The 19,496-nt window shown below is 61.9% G+C and carries 20 protein-coding genes, 1 tRNA gene and 1 pseudogene; 19 read left to right on the forward strand and 3 right to left on the reverse strand.

Going from position 1 to position 19,496, the window contains the following annotated elements; all coding sequences use genetic code 11:
- The first annotated feature begins 51 nt into the window (after positions 1-51).
- The 5 genes from P7228_RS05755 to P7228_RS05775 all read left to right on the forward strand — a co-directional run bounded on the left by P7228_RS05755 (position 52) and on the right by P7228_RS05775 (position 4,640).
- Positions 52-1,431 (forward strand): hypothetical protein, encoded by a 1,380-nt coding sequence (locus P7228_RS05755; RefSeq protein ID WP_278017259.1) that lies wholly within the window; start codon positions 52-54, stop codon positions 1,429-1,431.
- A 112-nt stretch (positions 1,432-1,543) separates the two neighbouring features.
- Positions 1,544-2,047 carry a hypothetical protein gene (locus P7228_RS05760; RefSeq protein WP_278017260.1) on the forward strand — a complete coding sequence of 168 codons (504 nt, stop codon included), beginning with the start codon at positions 1,544-1,546 and terminating at the stop codon, positions 2,045-2,047.
- Positions 2,048-2,116: 69 nt separating this feature from the next.
- Positions 2,117-2,302, forward strand: a complete 186-nt coding sequence (locus tag P7228_RS05765; RefSeq protein ID WP_278017261.1) for a helix-turn-helix domain-containing protein — start codon at positions 2,117-2,119, stop codon at positions 2,300-2,302.
- Between the two features lie 284 nt (positions 2,303-2,586).
- Entirely contained in the window at positions 2,587-3,513 is a 927-nt protein-coding gene (locus P7228_RS05770) for a toprim domain-containing protein (protein WP_278017262.1), read from the forward strand.
- On the forward strand, positions 3,510-4,640 hold the full coding sequence (locus tag P7228_RS05775; RefSeq protein ID WP_278017263.1) for an AAA family ATPase: 1,131 nt from the start codon (positions 3,510-3,512) through the stop codon (positions 4,638-4,640). Before P7228_RS05770 ends, P7228_RS05775 begins: the two co-directional genes overlap by 4 nt.
- Positions 4,641-4,849: 209 nt before the next feature.
- Here P7228_RS05775 and P7228_RS05780 read toward each other — a convergent pair whose 3' ends face one another.
- A complete protein-coding gene (locus tag P7228_RS05780) occupies positions 4,850-5,461 on the reverse strand; it encodes a hypothetical protein (RefSeq protein ID WP_278017264.1) in 612 nt (203 codons plus the stop codon).
- A gap of 68 nt (positions 5,462-5,529) precedes the next feature.
- A tRNA-Arg gene (locus tag P7228_RS05785) sits at positions 5,530-5,606 on the reverse strand.
- Between the two features lie 153 nt (positions 5,607-5,759).
- Here P7228_RS05785 and P7228_RS05790 point away from each other — a divergent pair.
- The 10 genes and pseudogenes from P7228_RS05790 to P7228_RS05835 all read left to right on the forward strand — a co-directional run bounded on the left by P7228_RS05790 (position 5,760) and on the right by P7228_RS05835 (position 15,098).
- A complete protein-coding gene (locus P7228_RS05790) occupies positions 5,760-6,173 on the forward strand; it encodes a hypothetical protein (RefSeq protein ID WP_278017265.1) in 414 nt (137 codons plus the stop codon).
- A 39-nt stretch (positions 6,174-6,212) separates the two neighbouring features.
- Positions 6,213-6,725, forward strand: a complete 513-nt coding sequence (locus P7228_RS05795) for an MmcB family DNA repair protein (RefSeq protein ID WP_278017266.1) — start codon at positions 6,213-6,215, stop codon at positions 6,723-6,725.
- A 51-nt stretch (positions 6,726-6,776) separates the two neighbouring features.
- Entirely contained in the window at positions 6,777-7,511 is a 735-nt protein-coding gene (locus tag P7228_RS05800) for a sterol desaturase family protein (protein WP_278017267.1), read from the forward strand.
- A 23-nt stretch (positions 7,512-7,534) separates the two neighbouring features.
- Positions 7,535-7,954: a DUF2141 domain-containing protein gene (locus P7228_RS05805; protein ID WP_278017268.1), complete on the forward strand. Its 420-nt coding sequence runs from the start codon at positions 7,535-7,537 to the stop codon at positions 7,952-7,954.
- Between the two features lie 146 nt (positions 7,955-8,100).
- Positions 8,101-8,823: pseudogene (locus P7228_RS16085) on the forward strand (PAS domain-containing protein); the annotation flags it as partial.
- A gap of 1,167 nt (positions 8,824-9,990) precedes the next feature.
- Positions 9,991-11,085, forward strand: coding sequence for a phosphatase domain-containing protein (locus P7228_RS05815; RefSeq protein WP_278017270.1), 1,095 nt, complete (start codon positions 9,991-9,993; stop codon positions 11,083-11,085).
- Positions 11,082-12,038 (forward strand): alpha/beta hydrolase, encoded by a 957-nt coding sequence (locus P7228_RS05820; protein WP_278017271.1) that lies wholly within the window; start codon positions 11,082-11,084, stop codon positions 12,036-12,038. Before P7228_RS05815 ends, P7228_RS05820 begins: the two co-directional genes overlap by 4 nt.
- Positions 12,039-12,048: 10 nt before the next feature.
- Positions 12,049-13,404, forward strand: coding sequence for a M48 family metalloprotease (locus P7228_RS05825; RefSeq protein ID WP_278017272.1), 1,356 nt, complete (start codon positions 12,049-12,051; stop codon positions 13,402-13,404).
- Positions 13,405-13,413: 9 nt separating this feature from the next.
- On the forward strand, positions 13,414-14,118 hold the full coding sequence (locus P7228_RS05830; RefSeq protein ID WP_278017273.1) for a DsbA family protein: 705 nt from the start codon (positions 13,414-13,416) through the stop codon (positions 14,116-14,118).
- Positions 14,118-15,098 carry a M48 family metalloprotease gene (locus P7228_RS05835; protein ID WP_278017274.1) on the forward strand — a complete coding sequence of 327 codons (981 nt, stop codon included), beginning with the start codon at positions 14,118-14,120 and terminating at the stop codon, positions 15,096-15,098. Before P7228_RS05830 ends, P7228_RS05835 begins: the two co-directional genes overlap by 1 nt.
- On the opposite strand, the gene P7228_RS05840 is transcribed toward P7228_RS05835, so the two are convergent.
- Positions 15,095-15,709, reverse strand: a complete 615-nt coding sequence (locus P7228_RS05840) for an HD domain-containing protein (protein WP_278017275.1) — start codon at positions 15,707-15,709, stop codon at positions 15,095-15,097. The two genes, P7228_RS05835 and P7228_RS05840, sit on opposite strands and share 4 nt — an antisense overlap.
- Before the next feature lie 94 nt (positions 15,710-15,803).
- Here P7228_RS05840 and P7228_RS05845 point away from each other — a divergent pair, with 94 nt between their 5' ends.
- From P7228_RS05845 to P7228_RS05860, 4 genes are all read left to right on the forward strand, one after another.
- Positions 15,804-17,021: a sensor histidine kinase gene (locus tag P7228_RS05845; RefSeq protein ID WP_278017276.1), complete on the forward strand. Its 1,218-nt coding sequence runs from the start codon at positions 15,804-15,806 to the stop codon at positions 17,019-17,021.
- On the forward strand, positions 17,018-17,815 hold the full coding sequence (locus P7228_RS05850; RefSeq protein ID WP_278017277.1) for a LytR/AlgR family response regulator transcription factor: 798 nt from the start codon (positions 17,018-17,020) through the stop codon (positions 17,813-17,815). Before P7228_RS05845 ends, P7228_RS05850 begins: the two co-directional genes overlap by 4 nt.
- A gap of 118 nt (positions 17,816-17,933) precedes the next feature.
- Positions 17,934-18,794: a carboxylating nicotinate-nucleotide diphosphorylase gene (gene nadC, locus P7228_RS05855; protein ID WP_278017278.1), complete on the forward strand. Its 861-nt coding sequence runs from the start codon at positions 17,934-17,936 to the stop codon at positions 18,792-18,794.
- Entirely contained in the window at positions 18,791-19,492 is a 702-nt protein-coding gene (locus tag P7228_RS05860) for a ribonuclease T2 family protein (protein ID WP_278017279.1), read from the forward strand. The genes nadC and P7228_RS05860 overlap by 4 nt, the downstream gene beginning before the upstream one ends.
- Positions 19,493-19,496: the final 4 nt, after the last annotated feature.

Below are 19,496 nucleotides of genomic sequence, written 5' to 3' on the forward strand. Positions count from 1 at the left end.
AAGTGGATTGCTGTTCGAGTTACGGTCGAGGATCACCCTCTCAACAAAGCCATGGCCAGCAAAAAAGATCTCATCACCACAATCTTGAAAGAACTGCGAAAGGCGCAGATCGAGAAGTGGACGCCGCCCAAGCCGGGTCCGGTCAAAAAGCTGCGATTTCCGCCAACGCTGGCCTTGGGCAACGGCGAATATCTCAAGGCAACAGAAGCCCTGCGAAACGCAGTCTATGATTATGCCAGGCTATGCTGGAACAATGATCCGGCGATAAAGCCCCGCTTTAAGATCGATGAACTCGCGAAATTGGCAGAATACGCCATTGCGAACGTGCTTGCCAAAACCGATTCTGACCGGCCCGACGAAGACCTCGTGGACGAAGTCGAAGAAGAGGTTCGCGAGCGGCTCAACGAGGATTTGCTACGCCACAGGCAGACAATCGAGTTGACAGTGGGTTGCCATCTCTTCGAGGGCGATAACGCCTATCCCTTGCGTGTCGGCCCCGTTGTCTTTGAGACACGCGAACAATGGCGCAAGCGGCTTGTCGCGAGAAACAAGCTCTCGCGCACTAGCGCGCGCAGACTTGAAGCCATTTGGTCGGGTAAACCAAGACGGGCACGCAAAGCCTCCGCTGATTCCCAAACCGAATACGCAATCCTCCAAGCAATCGGGGAATGCCCCGCCGCTTGCACCATCGAGACCGATGGCCTCTCATCCAAGAACATCGAAGAAAAGGGTCTGCTGGCCGCACGGCTGGCCATGTCAGCTATTTCGCTGATGTGGGAACGCCCTTCCCAGGGCGTCCAGTGGATGAAATTACTCTATGATCGGAAGCTGCCCAACCGCCACACAGTAAGCTTCGGCGAAGGAAAATACCCTGGCAGTTCGTCCGCAAAGTCCGAGATGCCCGTTGGGCGCTGGACGGACAGCGAACTTGTCTCGAACCTGACCGAAAACCAATGGTTGCTGGATCAGATTGGGGAAGCGCTACTCAACTATGTCCAGCCTGGACGCCCGGTTGATCGTCCGAAGGTCATGAATGCAATTTTCATGAGCCTATTGTGGTTTCATGAAGCAACTCGCGAGCCTCTCGATCAAATTGCAACCACAAAATTCGCAGCCAGCATGGACGCGCTTGTGGGAGGCAAAGGCGAACGTGCAATCGTCAAACTGCTCGGCGCTCAGCTTGACTACAAGCCGGACGGTCCGCTGTTCAAAGATGGCCGCACCACTAAAAGTGTGATCAGCAAGATTTATGGAAAGGGTCGAAGCCGCCTAATACACGGTTCGAGTCAAGATTTTGCCGATGACTGGACGCATATTCGCTCAAGCGCTGAAGTGACAGCGCGTCTCTGCCTCACCACATCTTGCGACTGGCTTTATCGGAACAGGAATTCCGACGATCTGGAAGGCCTACAGGCGAGCATATACCAATGAGGCTCGAAGCGCTGAAACCGGCGATGAAACATCCAAAGACTGGAGGTAAGCATTCCAGCCGAAAAGCGCAGTTCCTTCTTGCTTCGCAACTGGATACCGCGAGGGATACGGGATGACGGAGTATGACTTTTCAGAACTGAGTCAGCGCGAGCACATCATGCGCTCGAAGCAAGGGGATCACCAAATGCTGATTGCCCTCTTGCGATCTGAGGAAAAGCTCTCTGCGGAAACGAGACGCTACCTCGCGGATCAGATTTCGAGGGAACCAAAGAAGCGCTTTGCTGCGGAAAAGAGAAAAGGATCATCCAGGGCAACGATAGAAAGAGATCGTGGCTTGTTATCCCTTGTCATCAAGGCGAAACTAGACCTAGCCATCGCCAAGCTTGATCTTTCACGGGCCGAATTGTCAGGCACGCCAAATGAGATTCTAGCCTATCCAAAAGTGGTGAAACTCCTGCATACGTTTTGGGCTGACGTTCCTGATAGTCACGCCCTGGATCTCCTGGCCGAGCGAGGATACGAATTCTCGCAAGATGATCTAAATAACGCCAAGCGCCGCTACCCGGGCTGGGCAAAGATCAGTAGCGAGAGGCCTCTGCTTACATTTTCTCCCTGACGCCATGATGTAGCTGTGAGTCCCATGCCGTGCAGATCATTCCGTCGACGGCCAAATGGGAACTGATTCATGCAGCAAGCACCATCGCCAACGAAAATTGGATATAGCATCAAGGAGGCTTGCGAAGCGTCAAGCTTGGGCAGATCAACGATCTACAATCACATTGCTGCGGGGCGCCTCCGTGCCACGCGGATTGGCGGGCGCACCGTTATTCCCGCCGAGAGTCTCCATGCGCTGATAGCGGGCGAGAATTGAGCCATGCCTCAGAATTGCGAAACCCCGCACGAGGGCGGGGCGTCGCGCAATCAACTTGGCCGCTGGTTGCTCGTCGCTTTTACCTCTCATCAGACACCTCCGCAAGCGATCCGTCCGAAAACGGTTCGTCACACTGACATTTGCAGCTTGCTCGAATTGCGCGGGTCCAAAATGCCGGAATCGAGCGCCGCTGGCCTGACTGGAACCACCTACGCGAAGCGGTCCTGCTTTAGCCCAATCAACACATGTCCGCTGCGGCTCGCTGACATAGGGAGGGCCGCACGGTGAACGTCGATGTTGACGCGATTGCGCGCTACTATGGTGGCAAGGTCTGTAGAGGCAATGCGCTGATCTCGACGCCAGGCCACACCAGCCGCGATAGGGGAACCGCGATCAAGGCCAGCGCGCACGCTCCCGATGGCTGCCTTGTCGTCTGCTACAATGGCACTCAGGCCGACGCTCTGGCAGTCAAGGAAATGCTTCGCGCGGACGGCTTCTTAGCGGCAGATGGCGGGCGCGAACTGTCAGCAGCGGAACGGCGTTCGATCCGGCAGGCCGAACTTGCCCGCAAGCGCGAGCGGCTGGCGGCTGAGGAAGCGGCGTCACGGCGGGCGGTGGACCTTTGGGCGAATGCCGGCCGCCCCGATCCCGCACACCCATATCTTGTCGCCAAGGCGCTGGAGCCGTTCGGCATCCGGCAGGCAGGGCGCGAATTGCTGGTGCCGATGGTCGATTTCAGCCTTCGCCTTTGGAACGTCCAGCGTATCCTGCCCGATGGTTTCAAGCTGTTCGGTAAGGATGCCCGCACGGCTGGTCTGTTCTGGCCGCACAGCTTGCACATGGCAAACGGTAAGCCATTCACTGGCCCGGTGGTGATCGGGGAAGGCTTTGCCACCATGGCTGCCATTCATTCAGCAACCGGCATTGGCGTTGTCGCTGCCATGTCGGCGCGAAATCTCGAAACCGTGGCGCGCCTCATGCGGAAGCTGTTCCCCACCCGCGAACTGATCCTTGCTGCCGACGATGATCGCCACCTTGCCGAGAATGTTGGCCTTCGCGACGCCAGAAAGGCGGCTCAGGCCATTGGCGGGGTTGTGGCCACTCCAAGGCCGAGAACGTGTTCAGCGAACTCCAGCGTCGATTTTGCGGACATTCCGCGCGGAAATGTGGCTGGGCGTATCGAAGTAGCGCGATTGGAACGGTCAGCATGATGTCCTCGCAACCTATGGACCTTGCAGAATTGGCGCTCGATGAAGCCGGTTCTCGCATCGCGGCGGCAAGCATTAAGACCCTGGACCTTGCGGCACTTGCCCATGTGGAACCTACGCCGAAGCAGTTTATCGTGCCCAAATTTGCCCCAGCGGGAGAGGTGACCCTTTTCACGGGTCCGGGAGGCGCGGGCAAATCCTTGTTGGCCCAGCAATTGGCAACAAGCGTAGCTGCTGGCGTATCGACACTCGGTCTTGAACTGCGGCAGTCACCGGCGCTTTATCTCACTTGCGAGGATGATGCCGATGAACTTCATTGGCGGCAAAAGCATATTTGCAAAATGCTTGGCGTCCGAATGGAGAGTCTTGCCGAAAAGCTTCATTTGTCCAGCTTGCGTGGCAATCTAAACAACGCGCTTGGCATGGATGGGAAGGGCGATGAATTTGAACTTACCCCTGCCTACACTCGACTTACTGAAAAGGTCCGTCAGGCGGGCGCAAAATTCGTTGCTCTGGACAACATCGCTCACCTTTTTGTCGGAAACGAGAACGATCGGGGTTCAGTGACCCGCTTCGTCAATGCCCTAAACCGGTTAGCAGGTGAGACGGGCGCTGCCGTCGTCTTACTGGGGCACCCGAACAAAACCGGCGATACCTATTCTGGTTCGACTGCGTGGCTGAATGCCGTCCGTTCCCAATTTACTCTTAATCACGATCTGCAAACCAACATGCGAACTCTGACGATTGGCAAGGCGAACTATGCGCAAATGGGGGATTCGATCCGCCTTGCGTGGCTGGACTGGGCCTTCATTCACGAGGACGAACTGCCGCCCGACACGGCACGCTCGATTGAAGAAACCGCGCGCGCCAGAACCGAAGACATGGCATTCATGCGATGCCTCGCTGCCTGCACTGAACGGAGGCGCAATGTTTCCCACCAGCCTGGCAGTAACTATGCGCCCAAGATTTTCGCGGCGATGACTGAAGCGCAGGGCATCAAGAAGTCGGCGTTCGAATCCGCAATGGAACGGTTATTGTATCGTGCGGAGATTGAACTGGATGTGGAGCTTTGGAAGGGATCAAACCGACATTTCAAGCGCGGCATCCAGGCAACGGACAGGAATCGATGAGCGTTGCACCGCTTACTCTTTCGCGCGCCATTGCCATGCGCCAACCCCTGTGCGCTAGTTGCGCCAACCCATGGCCGAAACCCGCAAAGGCCCTTGCGTCAAGCTGCGCTGCAGGTGCGCCACACACCCCCCTAATACTACGTATTACGGCTGCGGCCCTTCGAGGTCCGCCGCCATCATGAAACAGTCATGCGTATGGATGTGTCTGTTCACGCGCGGTCGACGGCAAAAGACGCCAGATAACGACATGAGCATTGGTCTGGGTGTGAGCAGGATCCAAGCGGCAATAGCGGTGCCTTTGAAACACGAACTGAATTGCGATCCATTTTCGCGGCGGCCCCACATGGTCCAGCAGCCATGTTGGAGGCACAAAAGACTGCATCATTTACGCCAGCAGATTTGAAGTTTTCCAAATCACGCAACGTGCAGAGCGCCGTCGAGATCGTAAGACCAATCACATTGGCGGAATTTATTGGATCATCCGCTCCTGCTTCGTTCAAGGTAGCGAGAAGCTGCTTGGACAGTTTCACATTCGAACGAAGGCCAAGTGCCTTCAGAGCGACCGGGTCGAGCAGATCCCCTCGTTTGCGAAGCTCCTTATAGGTCAAAAATCTTTCGGGATGATCGGCAAAGGCTGATTCATAGAAGGCCATCGCATCCGGCTCACATTTGACGAGGCCCGACAGATTGACGGCATATGAAATTGCTTCGGCCTTATCTCTGCTACTCGTTGCCGATTGAACAATCGATCCAGGTGTGGCGGCCCAGCCGGATTTCTCGCCGCCTCGGAAAACTCTTTTCAACCAGCCGAGAACCGTCAAAAACGACCCCTGTTTTCCATACGTATTCCATACGCCACCGAAGCCCGTGCCGTAACTGTTTGATTTAATGGCGCACCCGACAGGATTCGAACCTGTGACCTCTGCCTTCGGAGGGCAGCGCTCTATCCAGCTGAGCTACGGGTGCATCGCGCCGCGAGGCGGGCCGAGGGCGCTTAGCAAAGCGTCACCGCAGGCACCACAGGAAATTTGCGCCTGGTCGGGAGATGAGCGCCCCGACGCTATCCATTCCGCCCGCTTTAGCGAAATCGCAAGGCATTGCCGCCTATGGGACGAGATTATGTCCGCCATGGAGCATCACGACCAGTTTCGCGCAGCAAATGCGATCCCTGCAAACCGTCGCGGGGCCAGCAAGCCGCTGGCCGAGCGTTGGCGCTACCTGCACGAGGCCGCCAACGAGATCGCCGACAAGGCTGCCCTTGCGCCGGAGATCATGAGCGTGGAGATCGAGGGCTTTCCCCATCGGGTTGAGACCGCCGGTGCCGACCGGGCTTTCCTGGTGCGCCGCGCGCTCGAGGACCTCGATGCCGTGCTCCAGCCCGGCCTGACCGCGCTCCGCCTGATCGAATCCCGCGGCCTCGACACGACCGCGCCGGCACTCGCACTGTGGCGCGAGTTCTATCACACCCGTGCCGCCGTGCTCTCACTCTGCCCGTCGAGTACCAGGGAAGTCTCCACCCCCGATCCTGCCTGAAGGCTTGACCGCGTTCGCGCTCTGTTCCAACTTGGGGTGATGGTAGAGACGCGCCTAGCCCTCGATGATTCGCACGCTGTTGTGGCACCCGAACCCGCCGACTCCGCTTCCGTGGTGCGGGGTATCATGCGCCTGTTTGCGCGCAACGACATCTGGTGCCTTGCGGAGATGCCCCTGCGCAGCGGCCGACGCGCCGACCTCATGGGTGTCGATGCCAAGGGGCGGATCGTGATTGTCGAGATCAAAGTCGCGCGCGGCGATCTCCTCGGCGACGGAAAATGGCCCGATTATCTGGATTTCTGCGACCGCTTCTTCTGGGGCCTCCCGCCCCACCTCGACCGGGCGCCGCTGGAAAGCGTCGACTTCCGCCCCGATTGCTGCGGCATCATCGTGGCCGACGGTTATGACGCGGAGATTCTGCGCCCGGCCCCCCTGCACCCGCTCAACGCCGGGCGCCGCAAGACCGAGATCGAGCGTCTCGCGCGTGCCGCGCTGCGCCGGCATACGGGTTTGCTCGACCCCGCCTGCGCCGAAATGCTGCGCGGGGAATAAGCTGCGCCCGCCCTCTGTCGCGCGGCCTCATCCTGCGGCATAAGCTCTCCCATGTGGGCCGCAATCGCCATCTCAGCCCTGGCCATGACCGTGATCGTGGCGGTGCGCTATCTCCTCTCGAGCGGGCTGTTTGCCTATGCCACCAGCCGCGTTCGACCCGGCCTCTATGATCGGCTCGGGCCGCAAATCCGCAGCGAGATCGGCTGGTCGCTGGCGTCGGCTGCGATCTACGGCGTCCCGGCCGGCATCGTCGCCTGGGGCTGGCAGGCGCGCGGCTGGACACTGATTTATACCGACATCGCGGCCTATCCGCCGTGGTATGCGCCGCTGTCGGTGCTGCTCTGCCTGCTGGCGCACGATTGCTGGTTTTACTGGACCCATCGCCTGATGCACCGGCCAAGCTGGTTCCGGGTCGCGCATGCTGTCCACCATGCCAGCCGTCCGCCGACGGCGTGGACCGCCATGAGCTTTCACCCGATCGAGGCGCTGACCGGGGCGGTGGTCATCCCGGCGCTGGTGTTCCTGATCCCGATTCACGTTGCCATGCTCGGTCTCGTCCTCGCGATCATGACCGTGATGGGGGTCACCAATCACATGGGCTGGGAGATGTTTCCACGCCGCCTCGTTCATTCCCGGTTGGGGGACTGGCTCATAACGGCAAGCCATCACGAAAGGCATCACGAAGAATATCAATGCAATTACGGGCTCTACTTTCGCATCTGGGACAGGATCTGCGGCACCGACCGCGGCCTTTCGGTCAAGCTCGATCGACGGGTCGCCGCATGAGGACGGCAACAACATCTTTTCTGATGGGCACGGGCGCAATCCTGTTGATGGGCGCAACCCCGCCGCAGCACGGCCAGCTTGCGGTGACGGTTACCGACCTGCGATCGGGCAAGGGGCAGGTCCTCGCCTGCCTCACGGCCAAGCCGCGCGCCTTCCCCGATTGTTCGAAGGATCCGGCCGCCCGGACTGCCCGGGTCGACGCCGACAGCCGGGTCGAGCTGATGTTCGATGACGTCAGGCCCGGTCGCTACGCCGTCTCGTTGCTCCATGACGAGAACGCCAATGGCAAGGCCGACCGGGTCCTGGGAATGATGCCGAAGGAAGGCTTCGGATTCTCGCGCGATGCGCCCGTGCGAATGGGCCCTCCGACCTTCGATCAGGCGGCGTTCGAATACGCCGGCGAAGCCAAGGCCATGACGATCAGGATGCGCTACCTTCTTTAACGCCGCCAATTGGCGAGAAGCAGCCGTGACGTCACGGAAGCCCGGCGACCGAGGATTCTCAAAGTTTTCGGCGCAACTTAATAGTATGTTTACCATGTAACGCCAGAACCTCAGTTGTAACCACCACGTAGGGGGCATTTGGGGTCATGGATACGCTGCGCGGCGCTTTCGGATCGTCTGACGTCACAGACGATTCAGCCGATTACGATCTGACCGAAGAAGAAAACATCGGCGATGCGCCGCCTGCCTCGATCGGCAGCGACGAGCGCCGCATGCAGGTGCGCGCCTACAATCACTGGGCCGGGCTGCTCGGCGAGCGCAACTTTCCCTCGATCGAGGATCTCGACCCGACCGACCTGCCCGATTTCGGCCCCTATAGCGTCCTGCTCGACTTCTCGACCGGGATCGAGGATCCGGCGGTGCAATATCTCGGCGACATGCTGGCTGCGGAATGCGGGGCCGGAGACGAGATCAGGAAACTGTCGGACGTTCCGCCGCGGTCGCTGCTGTCGCGGATTACCGATCACTACCTCCAGATCCTGGCCAACCAGGCGCCGATCGGGTTCGAAGCCGAATTCGTCAACCAGCGCGGCTCCACCATCCTTTACCGCGGCATCCTGCTGCCCTTCTCGAGCGACGATGACACGATCGATTTCATCTATGGCGTCATCAACTGGAAGGAAATGGCCGATGCTGTGACGGCAGACGAGCTCCTGCTCGAGATCGATCAGGCTCTCGAAGCCGACGAGCTCGAAGAAGAAGAAAGCGAGCCTGTGGCGCGTGCCAGCGACCCGGTCACCGACTGGGCCGATGGACCCGGCGCCGAAAACGAGCTTACCGATGGCGGCATGGACGACATCGCCCCTCTCGAACTCGGCGAGGAAGACGAAGTCGACTACGCGGCCGACCTGCCGGAGCCCGCTTTCGGCGATTACGCTCTCGACGACTATGGCGACGAAGAGGACGAGGAAGAGGACGAGGCCAATTACGACTTCGCCTCGCTGACCGATCATATTCGCGCGCCCGTCAAGAAGAGCGAGCCGATCGATCTCAATGGGGTCGAGGCCTTCGCGATGCCGAGCGAATATTCGCCCGACAGCGATGATGAGGACTTCGACCTGGAAGCTCCCGCGCCTTTCGAGCCGCAAACCTACGAAGCCGAAGCTAGCTACGACGAAAGCGCCTATGGTCCGACCGACGACATTGTCGAGGATGAGGCCGTCGCCACCGAAGATGTGCCGGCAATCGACACCCCCGACGTCGCGGTCGAGGAAACCCCGGTTTCACCGGCCCCGGTCGAGAGCGATTTCGCCGCTCCCACAGAGGAAGTGGAGATCGACGACGAGCTGCCCGAGGATGCCGGCCTGTACGATTGCCTCGCATCGGCTCGCGAACTCGCCCAAACTGCCCGCAGCTGCGAAGACCGCAGTCGCAGCGCGCTCTATGCGGCTGTCGGCCGTGCCTACGACTTCTCGCTCGCTGCGCAGGCCGAGCCGCAGGAATATGACGAACTGGTCGCCGAAAGCGGCCTGACCGTCCAGGACCGCGCTCCGATGACCCCGGTGGTCAAGCTCGTCTTTGGCGCGGACTACGACAAGACGCGCCTGACCGAATATGCTGCCGTGCTGAGCCACGCGCATCGTGTCGGTATCGAGCGCGGCAAACTCGCCGGCTACCTGTCCGAAGCCGAAGGCGGCCTCAAGGGCGTGGTGACTTCCGAACGTCGCTTCCGCAAGGAAGAAGCCGGCAAGCCGGTCGAGCCCGAGAACGAACCGCGTGCAGCGCTGGCCAAGAAGCTGCGCAAGCTCGACCACTTCGGCCTCGAGGATCTCAGCGCCGAAGGCCCGGAATTTGCGATCGTCATGATCCGCCGCACGGAGAATGGCCAGATCGCAGTGCTCGGCGAAATCGACGATGACGTGCCGCTGATCGAGCGTGTCGGCCGCAAGCTGGTCGGCTAAACCTCAAGAAAAACAGGTTTCTCCCAGAGGGTCGGGGTCTTTGCCCCGGCCCTTCTTGGCGTTAGGAAGCGGTCCATGCCCTTCACCAAGCGCCCCATTCGCGTCCAGCCCTACTACGGTTATCGCAACCAGGACCGGCTGGTCCTTTCGGCGAGGGCGTTACGCGCCGGCGATCATCGCTTTGACCGCGCAGGGCGGGCGCAGGCCTTCCGCACCATGGTGGCGCAGTTCCTTTCGCACGAGGTCCCTGGTCTCGACGTTACGCTCGAAATCGAGCGCCGCGACGGCCTCAAGTCGCAGCATCGCGGAGTTACCGATGGCGAAGGCTTCGTGCATTTCGAGGTCGAGCTCGACGGACGCTGGGAACATGCGGAGGCGACGCGATGGGAAGTGGTCGCGCTGCGCTGGACCAACGACCAGGGCGAGCAATGCACCGAGGGGCATGTGCTATCACCCGGCGAGCACGCGGACCTCGCGGTAATTTCCGATATCGACGACACCATCATCGAAACCGGTATCACCGGCGGCTTGCGCTCGGTGGCGAAGAACTGGCGCCGCGTGCTGGCGCAATTGCCGGACGAGCGGATCGCCGTGCCGGGGGTCGACGCATTCTACGGCGCACTGGGGGGAGGCGCGCTGCTCGATCCCGACGAGGCCAGGACCGGCAAGGGCGTGGCGGCGACCCGTCGCCCGTTCTTCTATGTCTCATCAAGCCCTTGGAACCTGTTCGCCTACCTCGTTGCCTTCAAGCAGACGCGCGGTCTGCCGCTTGGCCCGGTAATGCTGCGCGATTGGGGGCTGAACAGCGAGACTTTCGGTTCGGCCAGCCATGGTCAGCACAAGCGCGATGCCATTGCCAGGATACTCGACCATTTCCCGCACCTGCGCTTCGCCCTGATCGGTGACGATACCCAGGGCGACCTGCCGGCCTATTCCGAGATCGTCGACAAATATCCCTCGCGCATTGCCGCGGTCTTCATCCGCACCATCGCGGGAGAGCCGTTGTCCCCAGAGGAACTCGCCGGAAAAGCCTCGCTCGAGGCGTCGAATGTTCCCCTTTGGCTTGGCGACGACTACACGACCGGGCAGAGCTTCCTGCGCGCCCTCGGGCTGATGGCGGACGGCGAAGCGGAGAAGATCGTGGAGACGGTCGAAGAGGCGGCCGGGTGAGCGGAGCCACGATGCAGGGAGGGGGCAGGCGCAAGATGCTGGCGATACTGGCTGTTGTCCTGGGCATGTTGGTGACAGGCGCGATCGCCCTCCAGATTGCCATCTGGACCAATGGTCCCGCGGTGCTCGACACTGTCGATCGGCTGATGGGAGGCAAGGTCGGGACCGAGCGGATCGGCTCGCTGTCGTACGGCGATCATCCCCAGCAGCGGCTGTTCATCCATCGCGTGCCCCATTTCGAAACCAACGAGATGCGCCCGGTCATTGCCTTCATCCACGGCGGCAGCTGGCGGGACGGCGCCCCCGACTATTACGACTTCATCGGCCGATCGCTCGCGGCGCAGGGCTTCCTGGTCGTCAATCTCGGCTACCGGCTCGGCGACGACGGACGCTGGCCCGCCATGCTGGAGGATGGCGCTGCAGGTATCGCCTGGGTGCGCGCCAATATCGCCGACTATGGCGGCGATCCTGAAAGGATCGTGCTGATGGGCCATTCGGCAGGCGCCTACAACGCGGCCATGCTCGCGCTCGATGCCCGCTGGCTCGAGGCACAGGGCGTGCCGCCCCGCGCTATCGCCGGTTTCGTCGGCCTTGCCGGACCTTACGATTTCTATCCCTTCGACAGCGATTCGACGCGCGCCGCCTTTGGCGGAGCGCCCGAACCTGAAGCGACCCAGCCGGTCAACCATGTGCAGGAAAGCGCGCCCCCGATGCTGCTCATCCACGGCCTTGAGGATACCACCGTTAAGCCGCGCAACAGCCAGGCACTCGCCCGCATAATCAGCGAGAAGGGGGGTGAGGCTACCTTGCGCGAGTATCCCGGCATGGACCATTCCGACCCGCTCGTTGCCCTCGCTGCACCCTGGCGGAATCGCGGAGAAATCCTGCCGGGAGTGCTAGAATTCGCACGCGCGGTCACCTCTTCAGTTCCGGTTCAGGCCGAAACGCGCTAGCAAGGGCGCAATGCGCCTCATTTCCAAGCTGATTGCCACCTTCGTCGCGCTCTCGCTGAGCGTCCAGCCCGCAATGGCGCAATCCGTGCTGCGCGACGCCGAGACCGAGGCGGTGCTGCAGGAAATGGCTGCTCCGCTGGTCGCCGCAGCGGGGCTCGAACCGGGCAATGTCGATATCGTCCTGATAAACGACCCTTCGATCAACGCTTTCGTGGCTGGGGGCCAGGCGATCTACATCCACAGCGGGCTAATCGACGCTGCCGATAGCGCTAACGAGGTCCAGGGCGTCATCGCGCATGAGCTCGGCCACATCACCGGCGGGCATATCATCCGCTATGGCGAGGGCATGCAGGAAGCGACCGGCATTTCGCTGCTCAGCCTGCTGCTGGGCGTCGGTGCCGCGGTAGCCGGGGCGGGCGATGCCGGCATGGGCGTGATCATGGCCGGCCAGCGCGCCGCGCTCGGCCGGTTCCTCGCCTTCAGCCGCGTCCAGGAATCGGCTGCCGACGCGGCCGGTGCGGAGTATCTTTCGAAGGCCGGTATTTCAGGCAAGGGTTCGCTCGCCTTCTTCGGAAAGTTGCAGAACCAGGCGATGCGCTACGGCTATTCGCAGAGCGATGAGGTCGCCTTCAACCAGACCCACCCGCTCTCGGCCGAGCGCATTACCAGGCTGCGCGAGGACTATGTCGTCGACCCGGCCTGGGAGGCGGAAACCGACCCGGCACTCGAGGGCAAGTTCCAGCGCATCAAGGCCAAGCTCTATGGCTACCTCACCGAACCCAAGCGCACGCTGAACGCCTATCCGGAGAGCGACCAGCGGGTCGAAGCGCGCTACGCGCGCGCCTATGCCTACCACAAGTCGGCCCTGATCGATCAGGCGCTGAGCGAGACCGATGCCCTGCTCAAGGTCGATCCGAAGGATCCCTATTTCCTCGAACTGCGCGGCCAGGTGCTGCTCGAATCGGGCAAGCCCGACGAAGCGCTCCCTGCATTGCGCGAGGCGACCGAGCGATCCGGCTTCGAACCGCTTATCGCATCGATCTTCGGCCACGCCCTGATCGCGACCGAGAACCGAGAAAACTTCGACGAGGCGGAGCGGGTGTTGCGCGCTGCCGTGGCGCGCGATCGCTACAATCCCTTCGCCTGGTACCAGCTGGGCGTTGTCTATGCAGCGCGGGGCGACATGCCCCGGGCCCGGCTGGCGAGCGCCGAACAGCAGGTCATGAGCCGACGCTATACGGAGGCACTGCGCAGCGCGCAGGCGGCCCAAGCCGGGCTCGACGAGGGAACGCCCGATTGGCTGCGGGCGCAGGATATCTCTTTCCAGGCGCGGGCCGAGCTCGAGCGTATGCGCGACAGAAAGTAGCCGGGGGCAATGATGGTGGTGAATGTGCGTTCGATGCTGCTGACGGCAGTGCTGGCTCTGGTGTTCGGTTTTGTGGGCGCAGGCATTTGGTCATGGAGCGGCCTCGCCGATCAGCGCACCCGCAGCTACCTGCTCGAGCACCCCGAATTGCTGCCGCAAATGGCCGATGCCTACCAGCGGCAGGACGCACAGGCGCGTCTCGAGGGAATTGGCGATGCGGTGCGCAAACCCTTTGTCGGCGCGGTGCTGGGTAACCCCAATGGTTCAAAAGTCTTGGTAGAATTCACCGATTACAACTGCCCTTACTGCAAATCGAGCCAGGCCGACGTCGCGCGCCTGATCGAGCAGGACCCCGACCTGAAGATCGTCATTCGCGAATGGCCGATCTTCCAGGGGAGCGAGCTTTCGACGCGAATGGCGCTCGCCGCCGCGATGCAGGGCAAATACGCTGCTTTCCACGACGCGATGTTTCGCTTGGCCCCGGCCACGCCGGAATCGATTATCCAGGCCGCGAACGAAGCCGGACTCGATCTCGAACGGGCCAAGACAGACGGGCAGTCGCCCGAAGTCGACGCGGAGATGGCGCGCAATCATTCCCTCGCCCAGCAACTTGGCTTCACCGGCACGCCAAGCTGGGTGACGCAAGATCAGGCATTCGAGGGCGCGGTCGGTTTCGGAGCGCTCAAGAAGGCGATCGACAGCGCCGCAGACTGATGCGGTATCCGGCTGGCCTTGCTGCGCTTCTGCTGCTGGTGGGTTGGTGGCCGATTCATGCCGCCGAGGCGCACGAACCGCTCGACCCGGTGGCGGTCGAGCACGAATTATACCTCACCCAGAACCAGTTGCTTCAGGATGTTGGCTGGAAACTGGTCGCAGGCAACGCGCCGTTCTGTGCGGACACTCGCCTCGCGGCCGGGCTCCAGCTGCAAGACATGCGCAGCTATGGCGCACCCGAGCAGATGCGTAGCCTGCTCGGTCTCGATGGCGATTTCGCAGTGCTTGCCATAGCCGCCGATTCGCCGGCTGCGGATACGCAGCTCGTCCCCGGCACCGAGATCCGCACGATCGATGGCGACAAGCTTTCGGTCTGGCCAGCCGAAGCGCGGCTCGACTGGCGCCGCGACAAGCGGCTCCACGATGCGATCGATTCTGCCATGGCACGAGAGGGATCGGTGGCGATCGGCCTTGCCAACGGCGGAGAAATAGCCATCAGCGGCCGCGAAGCCTGCACCTCGCGGTTCGAGCTCGCTGGAGGCGGTGCCCGCGCCGTCGCGGATGGCGAGCGGGTCCAGATCGGCACGAAGTTCGTCGGCCTCGCCTATCCCGAGGAGGAATTCGCTGCCGCGATAGCGCATGAGCTCGCGCACAATATCCTCGGGCATCGGCAATGGCTGGATGCCAATGGACGCAAGCAGCACAATGTCCGGAGAACCGAGCGCGAGGCCGACCGGCTGATGCCGTGGTTGCTCGCCAATGCGGGTTACGAGCCTGCCGCCGCCGCCCGTTTCATGGAGCGTTGGGGCCCAGCCAATGATGGCGGAATCTTTCGCCGCAGGTCTCACGATGGGTGGGACGAGCGGTTGCAGGTCATCCGCGCAGAGATTGACTCAATCTCTGCCGTGCAAGGCACGGGAGGCGTGGCTGACTGGTCGACGCACTTCAGCCGGGATATTCTCCCGGAAGCTGCGAACTAGTCGTCTTCGATCAAGGCCTTTGAGTACATGGAGGCCAGAGGCCGCGCCATCACTCGCCGGACCATCGGCTCGAAGAAGTCGAGGTTCTCGCTGTCGTAATCGGGATCGAAAGCTGCCTGGTCGTATTTCTCGCAGAATTCCGCGCAGGCGTCGAAATAGGGGCTGCCGCGGAACTTCTCGCGCGCATCCTTATCCATGCCGAGGAAATGGAAGTAGTAATAGCCTTGGAAGGCGCCGTGATTCTGGCAGATCCAGTGCACTTCCTCGCTCACGAACGGCTTGATGATCGAAGCCGCCACCTCGGGATGGTTGTAGCTTCCCAGCGTGTCGCCGATGTCGTGCAGCAGGGCCATCACCACATATTGCTCGTCACGGCCGTCGCGATGCGCCCGGGTGGCGGTCTGCAGGCTATGCTCGAGGCGATCGACAGGAAAGCCGCCGAAATCCCCCTCTAGCAGCCTTAGGTGGTCGAGCACGCGGTCAGGCAGTCCCTTCGCGTGTTCCATGTATTCCTTGCCGATGATCGCCCAATCTTGGGCGGTCCCTTCCTTCATTTCGCGGAACTTTGCGTGTTCGTGCTCCGCATTCAGGGTGTCGGCGTGCGCATTCATGGTCGGTCTCCCTAAGGCGAACAGTGTAACCCACGCGCCGGAATCGGGCAAAACATTCTGCACGAATCCGACAAATCGGTTATCAGGGCCGGTCATGGCAGTCCTGCCCTTCCGCCCTACGCCCTTCTTTGCCAACAAGAACAGGGCGTTCTGGAACCTCCAGCTGGCCGGCTGGGGGGGAGCATTTCTGCTGCGCGCCATGTCGGCGCTGGCCAATGGACAATCGTGGGATTTGCTCGCCGTAATCCTGGTGACCACCATCACCGGCTTCTCGATCAGCCTGATCCTCTCGGTAATCTACCGCCAGCTGATCAATCGCCGCGCCTTGGTGACCTGGGGCGTCACCGGCCTGGTGCTGTTCGGCGCGGTCATCGTCCACGCCTCGATCGATGCATGGGTGCAGGGGATCTATTACGCCGGGATCCGCGAGACGACCTTCGCCCAGCGATTCATCGGCCTCAGCTATATCCCGCTGACGCTGCTCGGCGGCTGGAGCGCGCTCTATTACGCCACCAACTACTTCCTCACGATCGAGGAGCAGGCCGACCGGCTCGAACGGCTCGAGGCCCAGGCCACCAGTGCCCAGCTCGCCATGCTGCGTTACCAGCTCAACCCGCACTTCCTGTTCAACACGCTGAATTCGATCAGCACGCTGGTGCTGCTCAAGCAGACCGAGCCAGCCAATGCCATGCTGACCCGCCTTTCCTCGTTCCTGCGCCACACGCTGGTGACCCAACCGGGCAGCCAGGTGACGCTGGCGCAGGAGATCGAGACGCTCAAGCTCTACCTCGGGATCGAGCGGATGCGGTTCGAGGAGCGGCTGCGCACTCGGTTCGAGGTCGAGGACGCGGCGTGCGATGCGCGGCTCCCGTCGATGCTGCTGCAGCCTCTGGTCGAGAACGCGATTAAATATGCCGTTTCGGCACAGGAGGAGGGTGCGGAAATCGCGCTGACCGCGCGAGTTGTCGGCGAGCGAGTGCGAATCACCGTGGAAGACAGCGGGCCGGGAGTCGATGGCGCCACTGACCGGGACCTGCTCACCTCACTGGAAAACCGGCCTGACGAACCTATATCGACGGGGGTCGGGCTCGCCAATATCCGCAACCGGCTGATGCAGGCCTATGGCGAGAACCACCATTTCGAAACGCGGTCCGAACCCGGCGGCGGCTTCAGCGTCCTGATCGAGATCCCTTTCGAAATCGAACGGGCCGAGAGCCCCGAACCGTCGGCACAGCCCGCGCAATTGAAACCACCTGCCCCTGAGCCCGTTGTACCCCTGCAAGCGGGCCGCCCTATTGGAAGTAACGCATGACAATCCGAACTATCCTGGTCGATGACGAGAAGCTGGCTATCCAAGGCCTGCAGCTGAGGCTTGAACCGTTCGAGGACGTCGAGATCATCGGCACCTGCTCGAACGGTCGCGAGGCGATCCGCAAGATCAAGACCGAGAAGCCCGATCTCGTCTTCCTCGACATCCAGATGCCCGGTTTCGACGGGTTCTCGGTGGTCAAAGGCGTGATGGAAATCGAACCGCCGCTGTTCGTCTTCGTCACGGCCTTCGAAGAGCATGCCATCCGCGCCTTCGAAGCCAATGCGGTCAACTACCTGATGAAGCCGGTCGACGAGGACAAGCTGGCTGATACGATCGAGCGCGTCCGCCAGCGCCTGGCCGAGAAGAAGGGCGCAGACGAAGCCGAGAAACTGATGAACGTGCTGAGCGAAGTCGCGCCCGACAAGGCGGAAGAATTCGCCGATTCGGACGGCGAGAGCAGCGACCGCTTCGAGAAGCTCATCAACATCAAGGATCGCGGCCAGATCTTCCGCGTCGAGGTCGAATCGATTGAGCACATCGAAGCCGCGGGCGACTACATGTGCATTTACACCGGCGACAATTCGCTGATCCTGCGCGAGACGATGAAGGATCTCGAGCGTCGGCTGGATCCGCGCAATTTCCAGCGCGTCCATCGCTCGACCATCGTCAACCTCAACCAGGTGCGCCAGGTCAAGCCACATACCAATGGCGAGTGCTTCCTGGTGCTTGAGAGCGGTGCGGAAGTGAAGGTTTCGCGCAGCTATCGCGACGTCGTGGCCCGCTTCGTTCACTGACGATTTGCGAAGCCGCAACCGCGGCTTGGTCCTCAGCGCTCTTCCCTCGCTTCGCTCTGCGCGCCTGCGGGTGCACGGTCGTGCTTGCGGTCACTTCGCGACCGGCTATTGAGAACCGATGACATTTTCGCTCCCCGGCTTCGACCTTGCCGCATTCGTGCGCGAGACTTTGGCAGAAGACCTCGGCGAAGGGCTGCCCGGCGGAGGGCACGACGTCACCAGCGAAAGCGTGATCCCAGCCGATGCGCGCTTTGCCGGCGTGATGGACACGCGTGACGCCATCCACGTCGCAGGCCTGCCGGTGGCCGAAGCCTTCTTCCGCGCGCTCGATCCCGAGATGGATATCGCGATCCTCGTCGAGGAAGGCGCAAGCGTGGTTGCCGGAACCGACCTGATGCGGCTCACCGGCAATGCCCGCGCCATGCTGACCGCCGAGCGCAGCGCCTTGAACACGGTGCAGCACCTCTCAGGCATTGCCACCATGGTCGCCGAGTATGTCTCGGCGATGGACAATTCCGATTGCACGCTGCTCGACACGCGCAAGACCATTCCGGGCCTCAGGCATCTCGAGAAATACGCGGTGCGCATGGGCGGCGGCGCCAACCACCGCATGGGGCTGTGGGACGCGGCGATGATCAAGGACAATCACGTTCTCGTCGCCGGCTCGGTGGGCGAGGCGGTGCGCCGCGCCGTCGCGGCCGGCGTGAAGGACATCATCTGCGAAGTCGACCGGCTCGACCAGATCGAGCCTGCACTTGCAGCAGGCGCCACCCGCCTGCTGCTCGACAATATGGACCCGCCCGCCCTCCGCGAAGCCGTAGGCATTGTGGCTGGCCGGGTTCCGACCGAGGCCAGCGGCGGGATCAACCTCGACACCATCAAGGCCAAGGCCGCGACTGGGGTGGACTACGTTTCGGTCGGTCGGCTGACCCAAAGCGCGCCTGCCGCCGATATCGGACTGGACTTCACGCCCTTATGATCGGGCGGGCGGCCATTACCCTCGTTGCAATCCTGCTTCCGGCCGCGGCCTCGGCCCAGGCCTACCAATGCCGCATGCCACGCGCGGTCACGCCGCCGACTGCCGAGCGATCGGGCCCGGTCCGCCAGCTGCCCGTCACCGGCTACACCATGGCAATCAGCTGGAGCCCCGAGTTCTGCCGCGGACGCGAGGGCAACCGCGCGCAGGCCCTGCAATGCTCCGGGCGCAACGGCCGCTTCGGCTTCGTCCTCCACGGGCTATGGCCTGAGGGCGGGAGAACCTGGCCGCAATGGTGCCCGACCACGCGGCGCCCCACCAATGCCGCCATCGCCGGCCAGCTCTGCCGCAGCCCCTCTGCCGCCCTCGTCACGCACCAATGGGCCAAGCACGGCAGCTGCATGGTCAGACGACCCGATACATACTTCCGGGTTTCGAACATCCTGTGGGATAGCTATCGCTTGCCGGACTACGATCGCATCTCGCGCCGCGATGACTTAACTGTCGGCGATATTCGCGGGGCGTTCGTCGAAGCCAATCCCGGCTGGACGGCCGAGGCGGTCGGTGTGCATCTCAATGACCGCGGCTGGCTCAAGGAATTGAAGCTCTGCTATTCGAAGCGCTTCCGCCCGGCCCACTGCGACAAGGCACGCTTCGGTGCCGGGGATGGCGTGAAGGCCAAGATCTGGCGAGGTTTTTGAGCGC

The sequence above is a fragment of the Altererythrobacter sp. CAU 1644 genome (assembly GCF_029623755.1).
In the GTDB taxonomy this organism is placed as follows: Bacteria; Pseudomonadota; Alphaproteobacteria; order Sphingomonadales; family Sphingomonadaceae; genus Erythrobacter; species Erythrobacter arenosus.